We start from the raw sequence: 19,317 nt of genomic DNA on the forward strand, positions 1-19,317 counted from the left end.
GGCGCAGGGGCCGGCGCGCTGGCATCGGTGGCGGCAGGCGATGCGCCGCGGGACCGGTAGAGCGGGTTCTCGGGGTCCAGTTCGCGCCCGAGCTCGGCCAGGCGGGCCCAATCGGGCCCTGCACCGTCGGTGAGGCCAAGGACATCGCGGGCCACGGCCTCCAGCGCCTTGCGGTCTTGGCGCTTGGCGTAGATGTCACCGAGCTTGGCATGCACTGCGACCCGAGACGGGTTCTGGCGCGCGGCTTCCTTGAGAATTTCCTCGGCCTGCAGGTCACGGCCATAGGCCAGGTACACGTCGGCCTCTGCCACGGGGTCGACATCGCCGCCGGCGTCGAGCTGGCTGGGCGAGTAGGCCAGCGAGGACGTGCCGGTGGTGCTCTCGCTGTTGGCCGTGTTGACACGCTGGCCGCCGCTGGCGCCGAAGAACGAGTCGGGCTGTGCGCGGCTGTCGATGAAGGCGCTGTCCGCAGGCCTGGCCAGGCGGCGGCGCTGGACCACGCGGTAGCCGCCATAGCCCAGCAGCAGGGCCAGCAGCGCGCCGGCTGCGAGTGGAACAGTAGGCTCATCGAGCAGATCCGAGAGCATTCCCGACTCCGGTGCCGCGGCCGGGGCCGCCGACGCGGCGGGCGCGGACGCTGCAGAGGGCTGCGCCGGTGCAGGGGCGGGAGTGGCTTCGGGGACCGGTGCGGCTGGCGTTTCGGCAGCGGCTGCGCCCGTGCTGGCCACCGCAGGGGCGACCGGTTCGGCGGAGGCGGCGAGGGGAGCGGCGCTGAGGCCGGGGTTGCTTACGCTCGGGCCTGGTCCAGTGGCGCTGGCCGCTGCGTCTGGGGCTGGCGCGGTGCCCGAGCTGGCGCTGAGTTGGTTCAGTTCCTCGATGTTCTTGGCCAGCTCTTCGACGCGTGCCGACGCCGCATGGGCCTGTTTGCGCTGGGCCAGCAATTCTTCGGTGGCCTTCTGGCCCTGCAGGGCGCCCTTGGACAGGGTGAGCTTGTCGGGCGCGGTGCTGGTGGGAAGCTGGTCCTCGGTGTGGGCCTGCACCGCGCCCGTGGCCGAGCGCTCGGCGGCGGAGAGCACGGTCGCGGGTGCTGCGCCGGCCAGCTTGCGCCGGAATGCATTGAAGTCGCGGCTTTGCACGGCCACGATCTGGCGCGCCTCGCCGGCCGGCACGGCCTGTGCCTGGGCTTCGCTGGGCAGTTGCAGCACGGCGCCTGCCTTGATGCGGTTGACATTGCCATCGATGAAGGCGCTGGGGTTGCTGCGGACCAGGGCCACCAGCATCTGGTCCAGCGACACGCCATCGGGGCGGTGCGCGCCGGCAATGCGCCCTGCCGTGTCGCCGCGCCGCACGGTAACGGCGGCGCCGTCTTCGGGCGAAGTGGGCGTGGGGCGGGCCGCGGGAGCCGCACGCGGGGCCGCCGCTGCGGCGCTGCGTGCCGGACTGGCTGCGGGGGCGGCCGCTTGCGGCAGCGCCGCCGGGCTTGCGGGGGCCTTGCGCGCCGTGGGCGGGTCGAGCAGCAGGGTGTAGCTGCGCGAAATGCGCCCGGCGCCCCAGGTGGCGTTGACCACCAGGTCCAGAAACGGGTCGTTGACCGGGTTGCTGCTGCTCAGGCGCAGCACGGTGCGGCCGTCGGCGCGCCGCTGCAGTTGCATCTGCACCTGGGGGGCGGTGGTTGAATATTCCATGCCCTGGGCGCGGAAGACCTCGGGCGGTGCCGTGGAGGCGCGCAGGGATTCGGCTTCAGCGGGCGTGATTTGCGGCAGGTCGATCTCGGCGCGCAAGGGCTCGCCCAAGGCGGACTGCACCGTGATCGTTCCCAGGGCCAGGGCGCTGGCGTCTGGCGCATAGACGCCCAGTGACAGCGCAGCAGCGGCCGCGAGCACGGAATATTTCCAACGATGCATGTGTTTTATCAACTGGTAGGGTTTGCAGCTCGATCAAGCGGCTTGTGGCTTGCATGGTCTGTGCCCGCGCCGCCCGGCTAGAGAAAAGGTCTGAAAAGCACCATAGCAGCAATGTTTTGCACTGACAAGCCAAGCCCGTGGAGGGGCTTGGCAGGGAGCGGGAACAGCGCTGGGCATGCGCCAAGGTGTTGTCCAAAGACAACGAGCGTAACCAGACGTTTCTGATCTGTGGCCTGTCCACCCGCGCCCAGAACGCCGGGTTCAGGCTTCCAGCAGGATGCGCAGCATGCGGCGCAGCGGCTCGGCAGCGCCCCACAGCAATTGGTCGCCGATGGTGAAGGCGCCCACGTATTCCGGTCCCATGGCGAGCTTGCGGATGCGGCCCACCGGGATGGTCATGGTGCCGGTGACGGCCACGGGCGTGAGGTCACGGACAGTGGCCTCGCGCGTGTTCGGCACCACTTTCACCCACTCGTTGTCGGCGGCGATCAGGGCCTCGATGGCGGCCACGGGCACGTCCTTCTTGAGCTTGAAGGTCAGCGCCTGGCTGTGGCAGCGCATGGCGCCCACGCGCACGCAGAAGCCGTCGACTGGAATGGCCGCCGTGCCAAAGCCCTCGCCCTGGCCCAGGATCTTGTTGGTCTCGGCCATGCCCTTCCACTCTTCCTTGGACATGCCGTTGCCCAGGTCCTTGTCGATCCAGGGGATCAGGCTGCCGCCCAGGGGCACGCCGAAGTTGGCGGTTTCGTGGGCCGTCAGGGCGCGCTGCTTGGTGATGACCTTGCGGTCGATCTCCAGGATGGCGCTCTTGGGATCGTCGAGCAGGTTGCGCACCTCGGCGTTGAGCGTGCCGTACTGCGTCAGCAATTCGCGCATGTGCTGCGCGCCGCCGCCGCTGGCCGCTTGGTAGGTCTGCGTGCTCATCCACTCGACGAGACCGGCCTTGTACAGCGCACCCACGCCCATCAGCATGCAGCTGACGGTGCAGTTGCCGCCGACCCAGTTCTTGCCGCCCTGCGCCAGCGCGTTGTGGATGACAGGCAGGTTGACCGGGTCGAGCACGATGACGGCGTCGCCGTTCATGCGCAGGGTCGATGCCGCATCGATCCAGTGGCCGTTCCAGCCGGCGGCGCGCAGCTTGGGGAAGACTTCGCTGGTGTAGTCGCCGCCCTGGGCCGTGAGGATGATGTCGCAGCGCTTCAAGGCGTCGATGTCGAACGCGTCCTGCAGCGTGGTTTCGTTCTTTGCCATGGCCGGGGCTTGGCCGCCGGCGTTCGAGGTGGAGAAGAACACCGGCTCGATCAGGCCGAAGTCGTTTTCCTGCACCATGCGGTCCATCAAAACCGAGCCGACCATACCGCGCCAGCCGACCAAACCTACTAACTTGCTCATTTCAACGCCCTTATCAAGTAAAAAAACAGTGCAGACCAGACTGTTTGCCCCGGCTCGTCTGGCCAGGGAGGGCGCACGACGAACCGGACTGGATCAGCCCTTAATGGTCGTGGTTTTGGTGGTGATTGCGCGCGCGACCACACCGGCCTGGGCGGCGGATGCTGAGTTCAGGGCGAACGGGCGGGCGGCAAACATGGGTAGCGATTGTACTGGATCGCGGGTTTTGCTGGCTTCGCCTGAAGGCTAGATGGTTCTGGAAGTACCGGATTGCCAGCCCTGGGGCCTGGTCTTGTTCCCGAGCCGCCCCAGTGCTAGGCTTTTCCAGAAAATGTGCCGCCATCTCTGCCTGCCGGAGGAATGCCATGGGTGCTGCTGAAATCAAGGTCGGTCAATTGGGCATCCACTACATCGTCGATGGTTCGAGCACGGCGGGACTCGGGATGTTTGAACTCACGGTGCCTCCTGGTTCCAACGTTCCTCCGCCCCACAGCCATTCCAACAACGAAGAGTGCGTCTACGTGCTGGAAGGAACACTTCGGTACACGGTCGGCGCGCAGACACGCGATCTGGCTCCCGGCCAGAGCATGGGCACGCCAAAGGGCGTGGTGCATGCGTTCTCGAATCCATTCCATGAGACGGCTCGCGCCCTGATCGTTCAGTCTCCCGACATCGGCGCCCAATACTTCAGGGACATCGCCGCCGTGGTCAATGCCGGGGGGCCGCCCGACAAGGCCGCCCTGGTGTCCATCATGTCCAAGTACGGGCTGGTTCCGGCCGCGCCGAACTGACGGCGCGGCTGCGTATTGCGAGCGAGGCGCCGCCGCTGCTTCCCGCCGAGCGTCCATAAAAAAAGGCAGCCCGCACGGACTGCCTTTTTCTGGTGGCTGCGCTTTTCTTGCGCAGCGGCTTTCAGCCCAGCGCCTGCACCACCGCATCTCCCATCTGCGCGGTGCCCACCTTGGTCGTGCCTTCGCTCCAGATGTCGGGCGTGCGCAGGCCCTGGGCCAGCACCGCCTGCACGGCACTCTCGATGCGGCGGGCCGCTTCTTCCTGGTTCAGCGAGAAGCGCAGCATCATCGCGGCCGAGAGGATGGTGGCCAGCGGGTTGGCGAGGCCCTTGCCGGCGATGTCGGGGGCGCTGCCGTGGCTGGGCTCGTACAGCCCCTGGTTCCTGTCGTTCAGGCTGGCCGAGGGCAGCATGCCGATCGAGCCGGTCAGCATGGCGGCGGCGTCGCTCAGGATGTCGCCGAACATGTTGCCGGTGACCACCACGTCAAACTTCTTCGGTGCCTTGACCAGCTGCATCGCGGCGTTGTCGACGTACATGTGGTCCAGGGCGATGTCGGGGTACTGCGCACCCACTTCGGTGACGATGTCCTTCCAGAACTGGAAGGTTTCGAGCACGTTGGCCTTGTCCACGCTGGTCACGCGGCCGGGGCCGCCCGCGGCCTTGCGCTTGCGGGCCGCCTCGAAGGCGACGTGGGCGATGCGCTCGATCTCGGGGCGCGAGTAGCGCATGGTGTCGAAGGCTTCCTCGGCGCCGGGGAAATGGCCGTCGGTGGCGATGCGGCGGCCGCGCGGCTGGCCGAAGTAGATGTCGCCCGTGAGCTCGCGGATGATGAGGATGTCGAGGCCCGACACCAGGTCGCGCTTGAGGCTCGACGCATCGACCAGCTGCGGGTAGCAGATGGCGGGGCGGAAGTTGGCGAACAGGCCGAGGTTCTTGCGCAGGCCCAGGATCGCTTGCTCGGGGCGCAGCGGGCGGTCCAGGGTGTCGTATTTCCAGTCGCCCACGGCGCCAAACAGCGTGGCGTCGGCGTCCTTGGCCAGCTGCAGCGTGGCCTCGGGCAGCGGGTGGCCGTGGGCGTCAAAGGCGGCGCCGCCGACCAGGGCCGATTCCATCTCGAACGACAGGTCCAGGGCGTCCAGCACCTTGACGGCTTCGGCGACGATTTCGGGGCCAATGCCGTCACCCGGCAGAACTGCGATTTTCATTGTTACTTCTCTTTTGATAGCTGAAAGCGCTGACTGGGTAAGCGCTGGAGGCGGATTTGACTGTAAATGTGTTCAGGGCGCCATGGTGTGCGCGAGCCAGGGCTTGGTGGCCAGGCGCTGGGCTTCGAAGGCGGCGATCTTGTCGGACTGGCGCAGGGTCAGGCCGATGTCGTCGAAGCCGTTGAGCAGGCAGTACTTGCGAAACGCCTGCACCTCGAACGGGATCTCCTGCCCCTGCGGCCTCAGGACCACCTGGCGCTCCAGGTCGATGGTGAGCTGGTAGCCGGGGAAGGCCGCCACTTCATCGAACAGCTGGGCCACGGTGGATTCCGGCAGCACGATCGGCAGCAGGCCGTTCTTGAAGCAGTTGTTGAAGAAGATGTCGGCAAAGCTCGGCGCGATCACGGCGCGGAAGCCGTACTGGTCGAGCGCCCAGGGCGCGTGCTCGCGGCTCGATCCGCAGCCGAAGTTCTTGCGCGCCAGCAGGATGGAGGCGCCTTGGTAGCGCGGCTGGTTCAGCACGAAGTCGGGGTTCGGGCGGCGGCTGGCCGGGTCCTGGCCCGGTTCGCCGGGGTCCAGGTAGCGCCACTCGTCGAACAGGTTCACGCCGAAGCCGGTCTTCTTGATCGACTTGAGGAACTGCTTGGGGATGATGGCGTCGGTGTCGACGTTCTCGCGGTCCATGGGGGCCACGAGGCCTTGGTGAAGGGTGAATTTCTGCATGGTGTGGGGGCCTCTTACTTGGCGGCGCGCTCGATGGCGGAGCCGGCTTTGCCGATGTCCTGGCCCACACCCTTGACGGTGTTGCAGCCGGCCAGCGCGAAGGCCAGCGCCAGGGCGACGAAGGTGGTGGTCTTTTTCATGGGAACAGTCTCCTTCGGCGGTTCAGGCCAAGGGGCGGATGTCGACGAAGTGGCCGTGCACGGCGGCCGCGGCAGCCATCGCGGGGCTGACCAGGTGGGTGCGGCCACCGGCGCCCTGGCGGCCCTCAAAGTTGCGGTTGGAGGTCGAGGCGCAGCGCTCGCCGGGCTCCAGCCGGTCGGCGTTCATGGCCAGGCACATGCTGCAGCCCGGTTCGCGCCACTCGAAGCCGGCGGCCTTGAAGATCGCGTCCAGCCCCTCGCGCTCGGCCTGCGCCTTGACCAGGCCCGAGCCCGGCACGACCAGGGCGAGCTTGACGTTGCTGGCGACCTTGCGGCCGAGCTTCTTGACCACGGCGGCGGCTTCGCGCATGTCCTCGATGCGGCTGTTGGTGCACGAGCCGATGAACACCTTGTCGATGGTGATGTCGTTGATCGCCTTGCCGGGCTGCAGGCCCATGTAGGTGAGCGCGCGCTCGATGGCGCCGCGCTTGTTCGCGTCCTTCTCCTTGTCGGGGTCGGGCACGCGCGCGTCGATGCCCAGCACCATCTCGGGCGAGGTGCCCCAGGTGACCTGCGGCACGATCTCGGCCGCGTTGAGCTTGACCACGGTGTCGAAAGCGGCGTCGGCGTCCGAGTGCAGCGTCTTCCAGTACGCCACGGCCTGGTCCCATTCGGCGCCCTTGGGCGAGAGCGGGCGGCCCTGGACGTAGGCGATGGTCTTGTCGTCCACGGCCACGAGACCTGCGCGCGCACCGGCTTCGATGGCCATGTTGCACACCGTCATGCGGCCTTCCATGGACAGCTGGCGGATCGCGCTGCCGGCGAACTCGATGGTGTAGCCCGTGCCGCCGGCCGTGCCGATCTTGCCGATGATGGCCAACACGATGTCCTTGGCGGTGATGCCCGGGGCAACGGGGCCGTCGACCTGCACCAGCATGTTCTTGGCCTTCTTGGCCAGCAGGGTCTGCGTGGCCATCACGTGCTCGACCTCGCTCGTGCCGATGCCGTGCGCGAGCGCGCCGAAGGCGCCGTGCGTGCTGGTGTGGCTGTCGCCGCAGACCACGGTCATGCCGGGCAGGGTGGCGCCGTTTTCGGGGCCGATGACGTGCACGATGCCTTGGCGCTGGTGCATGAACGGGAAGAACGCGGCCGGGCTGATCTGCGCCATGTTGTCGTTCAGCGTGGTGATCTGCTCCTTGCTGATCGGGTCGGTGATGCCGTCGTAGCCCGCGTCCCAGCCGGTGGTGGGCGTGTTGTGGTCGGCCGTGGCGACGATCGAGCTCATGCGCCAGACCTTGCGCCCGGCCTGGCGCAGGCCCTCGAAGGCCTGCGGGCTGGTCACTTCATGGACCAGGTGGCGGTCGATGTAGAGGATGGCGGTGCCGTCTTCCTCGGTGTGGACGACGTGCTCGTCCCAGATCTTGTCGTACAGGGTGCGTCCCATGGCGTGGTCTTCCTTCAGGTGGGGTGGTTCGATTTTAGGTGGGCAGTGCGGTGGCTGGCGGTGCCGCGGCGCCGGCTGGCGCCAGGTGCTCGACCAGCAGCCGCGCCGTGGCGGGCAGGGTGTCGAAGTCGCGCGCCACCAGGCGCAGCTCGCGCCGCGCCCAGGGGTCGCGCAGGGCCAGGGCCTGCAGCCGGCCCACGCCGTGCATCAGGGCAAAGGCGCGGTCGGGCAGCAGGCCCACGCCCAGGCCGTTGTCGATCATGCGGCACATGGCGTCCAGCCCGGTGACCTGGATGCGCTGGCGCAAGGGCCGGCCGGCCGCGGCGGCGGCGGCGCGCATGGCCAGGCTGATGCTGCTGTTGGCGTGCAGGCCGACGATGTCCCAGTCCAGCACGTCTTCAAAATTTATAGCTGCTTGCGCAGCCAGAGCGTGGCCTTGCGGCACCACCAGCACCAGATGGTCTTGCCTGTAGGCGCGGCTTTGCAGCGCGCTGGCGCCGTTGTGCGCGGCCGCCGTGCTGCAGATGCCGATGTCGGCCGCGCCTTCCTGCACGGCGTGCAGCACGGCGCTGCTCAGGTGTTCCTGCAGGTCGATCTTGACCTGGCTGTGGGCGCGGGCAAAGGCGCCCAGGTCTTCGGGCAGGAACTGCACGATGGCCGAGATGTTGGCGTGCATGCGCACATGGCCGCGCACGCCCTGCGCGTATTCGCTCAGCTCGCCCTGCAGACGCTCGAGGCCAAACAGCACCGTGCGCGCATGGTGCAGCAGGCTCTCGCCCGCGGGCGTGGGTGTCACGCCGCGGCTGTGGCGGTCGAGCAGGGCGGTGCCGGCGGCGGCCTCCAGCTCGGACAGGCGCTTGCTCACGGCCGAGGCGGCAATGAATTCGCGCTCGGCCGCGCGGCCGATGCTGCCGAGCTCGCACACGGCGACGAACAGCTGCAGCGAGGTCAGGTCAAGGCGGCGCGCAAAATTGCGCTCGGAGTTTTTCATGGCGGGTGCTGTCTTCTCATTTCAAGAAGACTTGGCATTTTCGCCCATGTTATCCATGCCTGCCATCGTGAAGCGCGATGACTTTCATCGTGCGGCTGCGGTGCAGTGGCGCTGTCCCCCAGGCCGCGCATCACAAACGAGAGCTGCTTGCGCGCATCCCTGAAGGGTTTCAAGGTGTTTTTAGTCTGAAACCCTGGCAGAGAAAGCGCAAGACGCTATGATTTTTGATGTGGCGCTGGCTGCCTGCGGGCGGGCAGGCGTTCAGGCGTTGAGCGTGCTGCCGTGCTCGGGCACGCTGGCGCGCCAGCGCAGTTCGTGCGCAATGCGCTCGCGCAGCATGTCGGCCGCGCCCATTTCGCCGTGCACTACGAACACCTGTTCGGGCGCGTGCGCCATGCGGCGCAGCCAGGCCAGGGTCTGGTCGGCGTCGGCGTGGGCGGAGGCGCTGGTCAGTTGCACCACCTCGGCGCGCACCGCGACCTCCTGGCCGTGGATGCGGATGCGCTTTTCGCCGGCGGCCATGCGCGCGCCGCGCGTTCCCGGCGCTTGGTGGCCGGTGAAGATGACCATGTTGCGGTGGTCGCCCGCGTAGAGCGCCAGGTGGTGCAGTACGCGCCCGCCCGTGGCCATGCCGCTGGCCGAGAGGATCACCATGGGGCCGTGGCGGCGCGCCAGGGCCTTGGACTCGTCCGTCGTCTGCACCAGGGTGGCGCTGTGCGAAAGGGCGTGCACGTCGTGGGCGCTGAGCCGGTGCCCATCGCGGTGCTGCGCGAACAGGCCAGTGGTGCTGACCGCCATGGGGCTGTCCAGGAACACGGGCAGCGAGCGCGGCACCACGCCCTGCGCCTTGAGCAGGTGGATGGCGTGCAGCACGGTTTGCGCGCGGCCCACGGCAAACACCGGCACCACGGCCACGCCGCCGCGCTGGGCCAGGCGCTGGAGGGTCGGGCCGAGCTGGTCCAGGAGGCCTTCCTGCGGGTGCTGGCGGTCGCCGTAGGTGGACTCGATCAGCACCGTGTCGGCGGCGGGCGGTGCCTCGGGCGGGTCCATGACCAGGTCGTCGGGGCGGCCCAGGTCGCCCGAGGACAGGATGCGCCGCCCGCCCACTTCGAGCAGCACGCTGGCCGCGCCCAGGATATGGCCGGCGCGCGTGAACGTGGCGCGCCAGCCTGGCAGGGGCTCGAAGGGCTGGTGGAACGCGTGGTTGCGGAACTGCCGCAGGCAGTGCAGGGCATCGAGCCGGGTGTACAGCGGCAGCGCCGGTGCGTGCTGCGAGAGCTGGTGGCGATTGAGGAAGGCGGCGTCTTCCTCCTGCAGGTGGCCGCTGTCGGGCAGCAGGATGGCGCACAGGTCGCGCGTGCCCGCCGTGGCGTGGATGGGGTGGGTGTAGCCATCGCGCGCCAGCAGCGGCAGGTAGCCGCTGTGGTCGAGGTGCGCGTGCGTGAGCACCACGGCGCCGATCTGGTCGGGTGCCACCGGCAGCGGCTGCCAGTTGCGCAGGCGCAGCTGCTTGTAGCCCTGGAACAGGCCGCAGTCCACCAGCAGGCTGTGGCCGCCGTGGCGCACCAGATATTTGGAGCCGGTGACGGTGCCTGCGCCACCGAGGAAGCTGATGGTGACGGTCGTGGCCGGATGCTCTCCTGGTGCGGCCATCCTACCTCCGGGGCGCGCCAGGGCACCCATGAAAAAACCGCCTGGGCCGGGGCGGCACAGGCGGTTTTTGGGGAGGCGAGGGTCAGCTGAAGAAGTTCTTCAGCTTGTCGGTCCAGCTCTCGCCGCTGGGCGAGTGGCGGCCGCCGCCTTTCTTGAGCGACTCTTCGAGTTCGCGCAGCAGCTTGCGCTGGTGCTCGGTGAGCTTGACAGGCGTCTCCACGGCAATGTGGCAGTACAGGTCGCCGGGGTAGCTGGCGCGCACGCCCTTGATGCCCTTGCCGCGCAGGCGGAACTGCTTGCCGGCCTGCGTGCCTTCGGGGATGTCGATGGCGGCCTTGCCGGCCAGCGTCGGCACCTCGATCTCGCCGCCCAGCGCGGCCGTGATGAAGCTCACCGGCACCTGGCAGTGCAGGTCGTCGCCGTCGCGCTCGAAGATGTCGTGCTTCTTCAGGCGGATCTCGATGTAGAGGTCGCCGGGCGGGCCGCCGTTGGTGCCGGGCTCGCCGTTGCCGGTCGAGCGGATGCGCATGCCGTCGTCGATGCCGGCCGGAATCTTCACTTCCAGCGTCTTTTGCTTCTTGACCTTGCCCTGGCCGTGGCAGCTGGTGCAGGGCTCGGGAATGATCTTGCCGGTGCCGCGGCAGTGCGGGCAGGTCTGCTGCACGCTGAAGAAGCCCTGGCGCATCTGCACGCTGCCCGAGCCCGCGCAGGTGCCGCAGGTCTTGGCGCTGGTGCCGGGCTTGGCGCCGCTGCCGTGGCAGATGTCGCACGACTCCCACGACGGAATGCGGATCTGCGCGTCCTTGCCGCGCGCAGCCTCTTCGAGCGTCACTTCCATCGCATAGCTCAGGTCGCTGCCACGGTAGACCTGGCGGCCCCCGGCCCCGCGCCCACGCCCACCCTGGTTGAACATGTCGCCAAAGATGTCGCCAAACGCCTCGGCAAAACCGCCAAAGCCCTCGGCGCCCGGACCGCCGCGCATGTTCGGGTCCACGCCCGCATGGCCGTACTGGTCGTAGGCGGCGCGCTTCTGGCTGTCGGAGAGCATCTCGTAGGCCTCCTTGGCCTCCTTGAATTTCTCCTCGGCCGCCTTGCCGGTGTCACCCTGGTTGCGGTCAGGGTGGTGCTTCATCGCCAGCTTGCGATAAGCCTTCTTGATCTCGTCCTCGGTGGCGTTCTTGGCCACGCCGAGGGTTTCGTAATAGTCTCTTTTGGACATGGATGTAGGGACCCGGTTGGAACAGGAACGCCGCGCCGGACACTCTGCAGAGGTCCGGCGCGGCGGCTGGGTTCAGCGCAACCGCTTTTAGCCCTTCTTGACTTCCTTGACTTCGGCGTCCACGACGTTGTCGTCGTGCTCGGGCGCTGCGTTGCCTGGGGCGGCGCCGGCATCGGCGCCTGCCGCGGGGCCGGCCTGTGCCGCCTGGGCTTCGGCGTACATCTTCTCGCCCAGCTTCTGGCTGATGGTCATCAGCGCCGTGGTCTTCTCATCGATGGCGGCCTTGTCTTCGCCCTTGAGCGCATCTTCGAGCTCCTTCACGGCGGCGGCGATCTTGTCCTTTTCGCCAGCGTCGAGCTTGTCACCGTGCTCGGCCAGGCTCTTGTTGACGCTGTGCACGGCGGCTTCGCCCTGGTTGCGCGCCTGGACGAGTTCGAGCTTCTTGTGGTCCTCGGCGGCGTTGAGTTCGGCGTCCTTCACCATCTGCTGGATTTCCTCTTCCGACAGGCCCGAGTTGGCCTTGATGGTGATCTTGTTCTCCTTGCCCGTGCCCTTGTCCTTGGCGCCCACGTGCAGGATGCCGTTGGCGTCGATGTCGAACGACACCTCGATCTGCGGCGTGCCGCGCGCGGCCGGTGGGATGCCTTCGAGGTTGAACTCGCCCAGCAGCTTGTTGCCCGAGGCGATTTCGCGCTCGCCCTGGAACACCTTGATGGTCACGGCTGGCTGGTTGTCGTCGGCCGTCGAGAAGGTCTGCGCGAACTTCGTCGGGATGGTCGTGTTCTTGGTGATCATCTTGGTCATCACGCCGCCCAGGGTCTCGATGCCCAGGCTCAATGGCGTCACGTCCAGCAGCAGCACGTCCTTGCGGTCGCCCGAGAGCACCTGGCCCTGGATGGCGGCGCCCACGGCCACGGCTTCGTCGGGGTTCACGTCCTTGCGCGGGTCCTTGCCGAAGAACTCCTTGACCTTGTCCTGCACCTTGGGCATGCGCGTCATGCCGCCGACCAGGATCACGTCGTTGATGTCGGAGACGCTGATGCCGGCGTCCTTGATCGCGGTGCGGCAAGGGGCAATGGTGCGCTCGATCAGCTCGTCGACCAGGCTCTCGAGCTTGGCGCGCGTAAGCTTGATGTTCAGGTGCTTGGGACCCGAGGCGTCGGCCGTGACGTAGGGCAGGTTGATATCGGTCTGCGCGCTGTTGGACAGCTCGATCTTGGCCTTTTCGGCCGCTTCCTTGAGGCGCTGCAGGGCCAGCACGTCCTTGCTCAGGTCGACGCCTTGCTCTTTCTTGAACTCGCCGATGATGTAGTCGATGATGCGCTGGTCGAAGTCTTCGCCGCCGAGGAACGTGTCGCCGTTGGTCGACAGCACCTCGAACTGCTTCTCGCCGTCGACGTCGGCGATCTCGATGATGGAGACGTCGAACGTGCCGCCGCCGAGGTCATAGACGGCGATCTTGCGGTCGCGCTTGTCCTGCTTGTCCAGGCCAAAAGCCAGGGCCGCTGCGGTGGGCTCGTTGATGATGCGCTTGACTTCGAGGCCTGCGATGCGGCCGGCGTCCTTGGTGGCCTGGCGCTGGGCGTCGTTGAAGTAGGCCGGCACCGTGATCACGGCCTCGGTCACGGGCTCGCCCAGGTAGTCCTCGGCGGTCTTCTTCATCTTGCGCAGAATGTCGGCGCTGACCTGCTGGGCCGAGATCTTGGTGCCGCGCACTTCGACCCAGGCGTCGCCGTTGTCGGCCGCCACGATCTGGTAGGGCATCAGGTCGATGTCCTTCTGCACTTCCTTTTCGCTGAACTTGCGGCCGATCAGGCGCTTGATCGCATACAGCGTGTTCTTGGGGTTGGTGACGGCCTGGCGCTTGGCCGAGGCGCCGACCAGCACTTCGCCATCGTCCTGGTAGGCCACGATGGAAGGCGTCGTGCGGGCGCCTTCGCTGTTTTCGATCACGCGCGTGGTGTTGCCTTCCATGATGGAAACGCAGCTGTTCGTCGTGCCGAGGTCAATGCCGATGATTTTTCCCATTTTTTTCTCCGCGATGCTTGATTGAAGTGGCTGGCAAGAGCCAGTAATGCCTAGTAACTTGTGGATAACTTGAAAGGGTTCAAGCCATGGCCGGTGTTTTTTATTTCGGGCCGGCGACCGTGACCAGGGCTGGGCGCAGAATGCGTTCGGCAATCAGGTAGCCCTTTTGCAGCACCGATACCACGGTGTTGGCTTCCTGGTCGGCCGGCACGACACTGATGGCTTGGTGAAAGTTCGGGTCGAACTTGTCGCCGGCGCCGGGATTGATGGCCAGCACCTTGTTGCGCTCCAGCGCCGAGAGCAATTGGCGCAGGGTCGCGTCGGTGCCTTCGCGCAGCTGCTCGGCCGTGGCGTTCTGAATGGCCAGGGCCGCGTCCAGGCTGTCGGCCACCGGCAACAGGCTCTCGGCAAAACTCTCGATGCCGAACTTGCGCGCCTTGGCCACTTCGTCTTCGGCGCGGCGGCGGGCGTTCTCGGACTCGGCCTTGGCGCGCAGGAACTGGTCGGCCAGCTCGGCGCTCTTGGCCTTGAGCTCGGCCAGCTCGGCCTGCAGGCGGTCCATCTCGTCGGAGGCGTTGGCGGCCATGGCCGCTTCAAGTTCTTCGGGCGGCAGGTTGCCGGAGGCGTTGGCGTGGGGAGTGTGGTTGGACATGTCGGATGGTTTCGTATCTGTCTAAGAAAAGATGCCGTGAACGCGCACCAGCTGGGGTTGTTGCCAGGTATTTCAAGGCGGCCGAGGCGAAAGGCGCTGCCCAGTCGCCGTGCCAGGGCGTGTGCACCGGCCCAAAAACGGTGCAAGTGTACAGAGCCGCAAGTGCGTACTATAATTTGCGGCTTTGCCTTGCCACACCACTACAGGCGCAGTGGGTGGTTTTAATCCAGAAGGAGTATGCATGCGTCATTACGAAATCATTTTGTTGATCCACCCGGATCAAAGCGAGCAGGTTCCCGCCATGCTCGAGCGCTACAAGGGCATGATCACCGCAGGCGGTGGCAAGGTGCACCGCGTGGAAGACTGGGGCCGCCGCCAACTGGCGTACCTGATCAACAAGCTGGCCAAGGCCCACTACCTGTGCGTCAACATCGAAGCCGACCAGGCTGTGATGGCTGAACTCGAACACGCATTCAAGTTCAACGACGCCGTGCTGCGCCACCTCACCGTGCAGAAGAAGAAGGCCGACACCGGTCCTTCGTCGATGATGAAGACGGTCGAGCGCGAAGAAGCCCGCAAGGTCAGCCAGGCAGAGTACGCAGCATCGGGTGAACGCGGTGAGCGCCCCGACCGCGGCGAGCGCGCTGAGCGTACCGAGCGCGCAGAGCGTTAAGCCCCTCGCTTAGCCCAAGGGAGTGGAGAACCGCGTCGCCCTGACCGCTTGCATCGCCGAGGCCCAGGCCCTGCGATTCACGCCCGCCGGACTGCCAGCCATTGAATTGCGCCTCGAGCACAGCTCGCAGCAGCAAGAGGCCGGCCAGCAGCGCGAAGTCAAGGCGGTGGTCAAAGCGGTGGCTTTTGGTGCGATGGCCGAGCGATTGGCCAAACAGCCCATCGGCAGCCTCTGGTGTTTCACCGGATTTTTGGCCACGCCGCGCAACGGCAAGCATGCAGTGCTCCACGTTCAGGATATTCAACAAGATTAATTTTCAAGAGGTCCGCAATGGCCACGTTCAAGAAATTCAACAAAGACAAGCGCCCCAAGCGCAACACCCAATCGCTGCTGTTCAAGCGCAAGCGCTTCTGCCGCTTCACCGTCACTGGCGTCGAAGAAATCGACTACAAGGATGTGGACACGCTGCGCGATTTCATCGCTGAAAATGGCAAGATCATTCCCGCACGCCTGACCGGCACGCGCGCCATCTTCCAGCGCCAGCTCAACACCGCCATCAAGCGCGCGCGCTTCCTGGCGCTGGTGCCTTACAGCGACCAGCACAAGATCTAAGGAGCACAACCATGCAAATCATCCTGCTCGACAAGGTTGTGAACCTCGGTAACCTCGGCGACCTGGTCAAGGTCAAAGACGGTTATGCACGCAACTTCCTGATTCCCGCGGGCCGTGCCCGCCGCGCCACGGAGTCGGCCAAGGCCGAGTTCGAAGCCAAGCGCGCTGAACTGGAAAAGGCTGCCGCCGAAAAGCTGGCCGCTTCGCAGGCCGACGGCGAAAAGCTCGCCGGCAAGGTCTTCAAGCTGACGCAAAAGGCCGGCGTGGACGGCCGCCTGTTTGGTTCGGTCACCAACGGCGACATCGCTGAAGAACTGAACAAGCAAGGCTACAAGGTCCTCAAGGGCCAGGTGCGCATGCCCAATGGCCCCATCAAGACCATTGGCGACAACACCATCAGCGTGGCCCTGCACACCGATGTGGTGGTCGAAGTGACGGTTTCGGTCTACGGCGAAACCGCCTGATTGGCACTGCCCCCGCACACGAGCCGCCCTTGGGCGGCTTTTGTGTTTTTGCGCACGCACGCCGGGCTCTGCACGGCTGTCCACAGCCTGTGCACGTGTTGTCCATAGACTTGTCCACACCTTGCACGGGTGCGCCGCGGTGCGCGCCTGCTAGGATCAAAAGCTTGCCCAAGGAACCCGATGTCTGACGCCTTCATGCCCATGGACGGTGGCTTTGCCCCCTTCGACCGCGAGATTTCGCAGCTGCGCGTGCCCCCGCACTCCATCGAGGCCGAGTCCAGCGTGCTGGGCGGTCTGCTGCTCGACAACAACGCCTGGGACCGTGTGGGCGATCTGCTGGTCGAGGACAACTTCTACCGCTTCGAGCACCGCCTGATCTTTTCGGCCATCGCCGGACTGGTCAATGCCAGCAAGCCGGCCGACGTGATCACGGTGTACGAGCAGCTGCAGAGCCTGGGCAAATCCGAAGAGATCGGTGGCCTGGCCTACCTCAATGGACTGGCGCAGTACGTGCCCAGCGCCAGCAACATCCGCCGCTACGCGGAGATCGTGCGCGAGCGCGCGATCCTGCGCAAGCTGGTCACGGCCAGCGACGAGATCGCCACAAACGCCTTCAACCCGCAGGGGCGGCCGGTGGCCAAGATCCTGGACGAGGCCGAGCAGAAGATCTTCAATATCGGCGAGGAAGGCTCGCGCATGAAGCAGGGGTTCCAGGCCATGGACACCCTGGTGGTCGACCTGCTCGACCGCGTGCAGGAGATGGCCGACAACCCCAACGACATCACGGGCGTGCCGACGGGCTTCATCGATCTCGACCGCATGACGTCGGGCCTGCAGGCGGGCGACATGGTGGTGCTGGCCGCGCGCCCGTCCATGGGCAAGACGGCGTTTGCCGTGAACATCGCCGAGCACGTGGCGCTCAACGAGGGCCTGCCCGTGGCCATCTTCTCGATGGAAATGGGGGCGGCGCAGTTGGCGGTGCGCGTGGTGGGCTCGATCGGCCGCATCAACCAGGGCAACCTGCGCACCGGCAAGCTCACCGACGACGAGTGGCCGCGCCTGACCGAGGCCATCGAGCGCTTGCGCACGGTGTCGCTGCACATCGACGAGACGCCGGGCCTCACTCCGTCCGAGCTGCGTGCCAACGCACGGCGCCTGGCGCGCCAGTGCGGCAAGCTCGGCCTGATCGTGGTCGACTACCTGCAGCTCATGAGTGGCTCGAGCGGCAGCCAGGGGGAGAACCGCGCGACCGAGCTGGGCGAGATCTCGCGCGGCCTGAAGATGCTGGCCAAGGAGCTGCAGTGCCCCGTGATTGCGCTGTCGCAGCTCAACCGCAGTGTGGAGCAGCGCACCGACAAGCGCCCGATGATGAGCGACCTGCGCGAGTCCGGCGCCATCGAGCAGGATGCCGACATCATCATGTTCATCTACCGCGACGACTACTACAACAAGGACAGCAAGGAGCCGAACGTGGCCGAGGTCATCATCGGCAAGCAGCGCAATGGCCCCACGGGCACCGTGAAGCTGTTCTTCCAGAAGTCGCAGACCCGCTTCGAGAGCCTGGCAATGGGGTCGGGCAACGATTTCTAACGAAAATAGCTGCTAGCGCTTATGGGGTAAGCGCTGGCAGCTATCAAAAGTGAAGCGCCTGGAGGGCCTGTTCTGCAGGTGCAGCCGCTCCTAGCGGGTGAGGGCCCAGGCGAGCAGCCCGGCAGACAGGGCGCTCAGCACGGCCGTGGCGCCGAGCAGGCGCTTTTGGCGCAGGCGCAGCGCCTGCACCATCTGCACGACCTGCAGGTTCTGCTCGGCCAGGGACTGCAGCAGCACCGCGGCGTCGCGCTGTTCCTCCTCCAACTGCGCCACGCGCTGCTCCAGGGCCTGCAGCGCGTCGGCGCCGCTGCCAGGTTCGGCGCTCGGGGGCGCCGCCTTGTCGCTGGCGCCCAGCAGGCGCCGCGCGCCCTGCACCAGCTGGGGCGTGGCCTCGAGCACCTCGGCCCACGGCACGAGCTTGAGCGCGCTGATCCAGCCGGCTGCCATGGGACTACAGCACTTCGCTGGCGAAATCGGCCAGGCGCGAGCGCTCGCCGCGTGCCAGCGTGATGTGGCCGCTGTGCGGCCAGCCCTTGAAGCGGTCCACCGCAAAGGTCAGGCCCGACGAGCCCTCGGTCAGGTAGGGCGTGTCGATCTGCGCCAGGTTGCCCATGCAGATGATCTTGGTGCCCGGGCCGGCGCGCGTGATTAGGGTTTTCATCTGCTTGGGCGTGAGGTTTTGCGCCTCGTCGATGATCACGTACTTGTTCAGGAAGGTGCGCCCGCGCATGAAGTTCATGCTCTTGATCTTGATGCGGCTGCGGATCAGCTCGGTCGTGGCCGCGCGGCCCCATTCGCCGGGGTTGCCGCCGTCGCCCTTGGCCAGGAATTCGAGGTTGTCGTCGAGCGCTCCCATCCAGGGGCCCATCTTCTCTTCCTCGGTGCCGGGCAGAAAGCCGATGTCCTCGCCCACGCTGACCGTGGCGCGGGTCATGATGATCTCGGTGTAGCGGCGCTCGTCGAGCACCTGCGTCAGGCCCGCGGCCAGCGCCATCAGCGTCTTGCCGGTGCCTGCCGTGCCGGCCAGGGTCACGAAGTCGACTTCCGGGTCCATCAGCAGGTTGACGGCGAAGTTCTGCTCGCGGTTGCGCGTGGTCACGCCCCAGACGGCGTTCTTGGCGTGGCCGTAGTCCTTGAGTGTCTTGAGCACGGCGGTCTTGTCGCGGATCTCGCTGACGCGCGCGTACAGGCTGGGCTCGCCGGGCGCCTCGAAATAGACGAACTGGTTGATCATCAGCTGCGGCACGATGGGTCCGCTGATGCGGTAGTACGTATGGGCGCCGCTTTGCCAGCTCTCCACCGCCTTGCCGTTGCGGTTCCAGAAGTCGGCCGGCAGGGGCAGGATGCCCGAGTACAGCAGGTCGCCGTCGTCGAGCGCCTTGTCGTTCTGGTAGTCCTCGGCCGGCAGGCCGAGCGCGCGCCCCTTGACACGCATGTTGATGTCCTTGGACACCAGCACCACCTCGCGCGGCGCGTGCAGCTTGCGCAGCGCTTCGACCACGCCGAGGATCTGGTTGTCGGCCTTGCCCTGGGGCAGGCTGGCGGGAAGGTGGTAATCCAGCGGCGCAGTCTGAAAGAACAGGCAGCCGCCCGCGGCGCGCTGGCCGGTCGAGTCGAGCTTGATGCCGAGCGCGATGTCGGACCCCTGCGCGCCCACCAGTGCATCAAGCGAGCGGCTGACCTGGCGGCCGTTGCGCGCGACCTCAGTCATGCCGCTCTTGTGGGCATCGAGCTCTTCAAGCACCACCATGGGCAGGAAGACGTCGTGCTCTTCGAAGCGGAACAGGCAGGTGGGATCGTGCAGCAGCACGTTGGTGTCGAGCACGAAGAGCTTGGC

At 66.6% G+C, this 19,317-nt stretch carries 19 protein-coding genes; 6 read left to right on the forward strand and 13 right to left on the reverse strand.

Annotated features, from left to right (window positions below; genetic code table 11):
• On the reverse strand, positions 1–1,904 hold a 1,904-nt coding region (locus B2J89_RS10605), incomplete at its 3' end, for a FimV family protein (RefSeq protein WP_169169049.1).
• Positions 1,905–2,165: 261 nt separating this feature from the next.
• Positions 2,166–3,296 carry an aspartate-semialdehyde dehydrogenase gene (asd, locus tag B2J89_RS10610; protein WP_169169050.1) on the reverse strand — a complete coding sequence of 377 codons (1,131 nt, stop codon included), beginning with the start codon at positions 3,294–3,296 and terminating at the stop codon, positions 2,166–2,168.
• A gap of 362 nt (positions 3,297–3,658) precedes the next feature.
• Here asd and B2J89_RS10615 point away from each other — a divergent pair, with 362 nt between their 5' ends.
• The gene (locus B2J89_RS10615; RefSeq protein ID WP_169169051.1) at positions 3,659–4,084 is read left to right on the forward strand and encodes a cupin domain-containing protein; all 426 of its coding nucleotides are present in this window, start codon (positions 3,659–3,661) and stop codon (positions 4,082–4,084) included.
• A 121-nt stretch (positions 4,085–4,205) separates the two neighbouring features.
• Here the strand turns inward: B2J89_RS10615 and leuB are convergent, their stop codons facing one another.
• The 9 genes from leuB to grpE form a co-directional block, all read right to left on the reverse strand.
• Entirely contained in the window at positions 4,206–5,291 is a 1,086-nt protein-coding gene (gene leuB, locus B2J89_RS10620) for a 3-isopropylmalate dehydrogenase (RefSeq protein ID WP_169169052.1), read from the reverse strand.
• 72 nt (positions 5,292–5,363) lie between these two features.
• Positions 5,364–6,014, reverse strand: a complete 651-nt coding sequence (gene leuD / locus B2J89_RS10625; protein ID WP_169169053.1) for a 3-isopropylmalate dehydratase small subunit — start codon at positions 6,012–6,014, stop codon at positions 5,364–5,366.
• Positions 6,015–6,028: 14 nt separating this feature from the next.
• Positions 6,029–6,154 (reverse strand): entericidin A/B family lipoprotein, encoded by a 126-nt coding sequence (locus B2J89_RS10630; protein WP_169169054.1) that lies wholly within the window; start codon positions 6,152–6,154, stop codon positions 6,029–6,031.
• A 22-nt stretch (positions 6,155–6,176) separates the two neighbouring features.
• A complete protein-coding gene (gene leuC, locus B2J89_RS10635) occupies positions 6,177–7,598 on the reverse strand; it encodes a 3-isopropylmalate dehydratase large subunit (protein WP_169169055.1) in 1,422 nt (473 codons plus the stop codon).
• 34 nt (positions 7,599–7,632) lie between these two features.
• Positions 7,633–8,589, reverse strand: a complete 957-nt coding sequence (locus B2J89_RS10640; RefSeq protein ID WP_169169056.1) for a LysR family transcriptional regulator — start codon at positions 8,587–8,589, stop codon at positions 7,633–7,635.
• Positions 8,590–8,850: 261 nt separating this feature from the next.
• Entirely contained in the window at positions 8,851–10,242 is a 1,392-nt protein-coding gene (locus B2J89_RS10645) for an MBL fold metallo-hydrolase RNA specificity domain-containing protein (RefSeq protein ID WP_169169057.1), read from the reverse strand.
• Between the two features lie 82 nt (positions 10,243–10,324).
• Entirely contained in the window at positions 10,325–11,461 is a 1,137-nt protein-coding gene (gene dnaJ, locus B2J89_RS10650; RefSeq protein ID WP_169169058.1) for a molecular chaperone DnaJ, read from the reverse strand.
• Positions 11,462–11,548: 87 nt separating this feature from the next.
• Positions 11,549–13,489: a molecular chaperone DnaK gene (dnaK, locus tag B2J89_RS10655; protein ID WP_169169059.1), complete on the reverse strand. Its 1,941-nt coding sequence runs from the start codon at positions 13,487–13,489 to the stop codon at positions 11,549–11,551.
• Between the two features lie 100 nt (positions 13,490–13,589).
• Positions 13,590–14,141: a nucleotide exchange factor GrpE gene (gene grpE, locus B2J89_RS10660; RefSeq protein WP_169169060.1), complete on the reverse strand. Its 552-nt coding sequence runs from the start codon at positions 14,139–14,141 to the stop codon at positions 13,590–13,592.
• A gap of 241 nt (positions 14,142–14,382) precedes the next feature.
• On the opposite strand from grpE, the gene rpsF reads away from it, so the two are divergent.
• From rpsF to dnaB, 5 genes are all read left to right on the forward strand, one after another.
• The gene (gene rpsF, locus B2J89_RS10665) at positions 14,383–14,814 is read left to right on the forward strand and encodes a 30S ribosomal protein S6 (protein WP_169169061.1); all 432 of its coding nucleotides are present in this window, start codon (positions 14,383–14,385) and stop codon (positions 14,812–14,814) included.
• A 22-nt stretch (positions 14,815–14,836) separates the two neighbouring features.
• Positions 14,837–15,127: a primosomal replication protein N gene (gene priB / locus B2J89_RS10670; RefSeq protein WP_169169062.1), complete on the forward strand. Its 291-nt coding sequence runs from the start codon at positions 14,837–14,839 to the stop codon at positions 15,125–15,127.
• A gap of 17 nt (positions 15,128–15,144) precedes the next feature.
• Positions 15,145–15,426 (forward strand): 30S ribosomal protein S18, encoded by a 282-nt coding sequence (gene rpsR, locus B2J89_RS10675; protein ID WP_005795932.1) that lies wholly within the window; start codon positions 15,145–15,147, stop codon positions 15,424–15,426.
• 11 nt (positions 15,427–15,437) lie between these two features.
• Positions 15,438–15,890, forward strand: coding sequence for a 50S ribosomal protein L9 (rplI, locus tag B2J89_RS10680; RefSeq protein WP_169169063.1), 453 nt, complete (start codon positions 15,438–15,440; stop codon positions 15,888–15,890).
• Positions 15,891–16,070: 180 nt separating this feature from the next.
• Positions 16,071–17,480, forward strand: coding sequence for a replicative DNA helicase (gene dnaB / locus B2J89_RS10685; protein WP_169169064.1), 1,410 nt, complete (start codon positions 16,071–16,073; stop codon positions 17,478–17,480).
• Between the two features lie 90 nt (positions 17,481–17,570).
• Here the strand turns inward: dnaB and B2J89_RS10690 are convergent, their stop codons facing one another.
• Together B2J89_RS10690 and B2J89_RS10695 are read right to left on the reverse strand one after the other, a co-directional pair.
• Positions 17,571–17,927: a hypothetical protein gene (locus B2J89_RS10690; RefSeq protein WP_169169065.1), complete on the reverse strand. Its 357-nt coding sequence runs from the start codon at positions 17,925–17,927 to the stop codon at positions 17,571–17,573.
• Between the two features lie 4 nt (positions 17,928–17,931).
• A partial coding sequence (locus tag B2J89_RS10695) for a PhoH family protein (protein ID WP_169169066.1) occupies positions 17,932–19,317 on the reverse strand: 1,386 nt, incomplete at its 5' end.

It is taken from the genome of Acidovorax sp. SRB_24 (genome assembly GCF_012931925.1).

Coding starts and splice junctions, on each gene's coding strand:
- leuB (WP_169169052.1), bottom strand. CDS start 5,291: ATGAAAATCGCAGTTCTGCCGGGTGACGGCATTGGCCCCGAAATCGTC.
- rpsR (WP_005795932.1), top strand. CDS start 15,145: ATGGCCACGTTCAAGAAATTCAACAAAGACAAGCGCCCCAAGCGCAAC.
- B2J89_RS10615 (WP_169169051.1), top strand. CDS start 3,659: ATGGGTGCTGCTGAAATCAAGGTCGGTCAATTGGGCATCCACTACATC.
- B2J89_RS10640 (WP_169169056.1), bottom strand. CDS start 8,589: ATGAAAAACTCCGAGCGCAATTTTGCGCGCCGCCTTGACCTGACCTCG.
- rpsF (WP_169169061.1), top strand. CDS start 14,383: ATGCGTCATTACGAAATCATTTTGTTGATCCACCCGGATCAAAGCGAG.
- dnaK (WP_169169059.1), bottom strand. CDS start 13,489: ATGGGAAAAATCATCGGCATTGACCTCGGCACGACGAACAGCTGCGTT.
- dnaJ (WP_169169058.1), bottom strand. CDS start 11,461: ATGTCCAAAAGAGACTATTACGAAACCCTCGGCGTGGCCAAGAACGCC.
- dnaB (WP_169169064.1), top strand. CDS start 16,071: ATGTCTGACGCCTTCATGCCCATGGACGGTGGCTTTGCCCCCTTCGAC.
- leuD (WP_169169053.1), bottom strand. CDS start 6,014: ATGCAGAAATTCACCCTTCACCAAGGCCTCGTGGCCCCCATGGACCGC.
- B2J89_RS10690 (WP_169169065.1), bottom strand. CDS start 17,927: ATGGCAGCCGGCTGGATCAGCGCGCTCAAGCTCGTGCCGTGGGCCGAG.
- grpE (WP_169169060.1), bottom strand. CDS start 14,141: ATGTCCAACCACACTCCCCACGCCAACGCCTCCGGCAACCTGCCGCCC.
- leuC (WP_169169055.1), bottom strand. CDS start 7,598: ATGGGACGCACCCTGTACGACAAGATCTGGGACGAGCACGTCGTCCAC.
- asd (WP_169169050.1), bottom strand. CDS start 3,296: ATGAGCAAGTTAGTAGGTTTGGTCGGCTGGCGCGGTATGGTCGGCTCG.
- B2J89_RS10630 (WP_169169054.1), bottom strand. CDS start 6,154: ATGAAAAAGACCACCACCTTCGTCGCCCTGGCGCTGGCCTTCGCGCTG.
- rplI (WP_169169063.1), top strand. CDS start 15,438: ATGCAAATCATCCTGCTCGACAAGGTTGTGAACCTCGGTAACCTCGGC.
- B2J89_RS10645 (WP_169169057.1), bottom strand. CDS start 10,242: ATGGCCGCACCAGGAGAGCATCCGGCCACGACCGTCACCATCAGCTTC.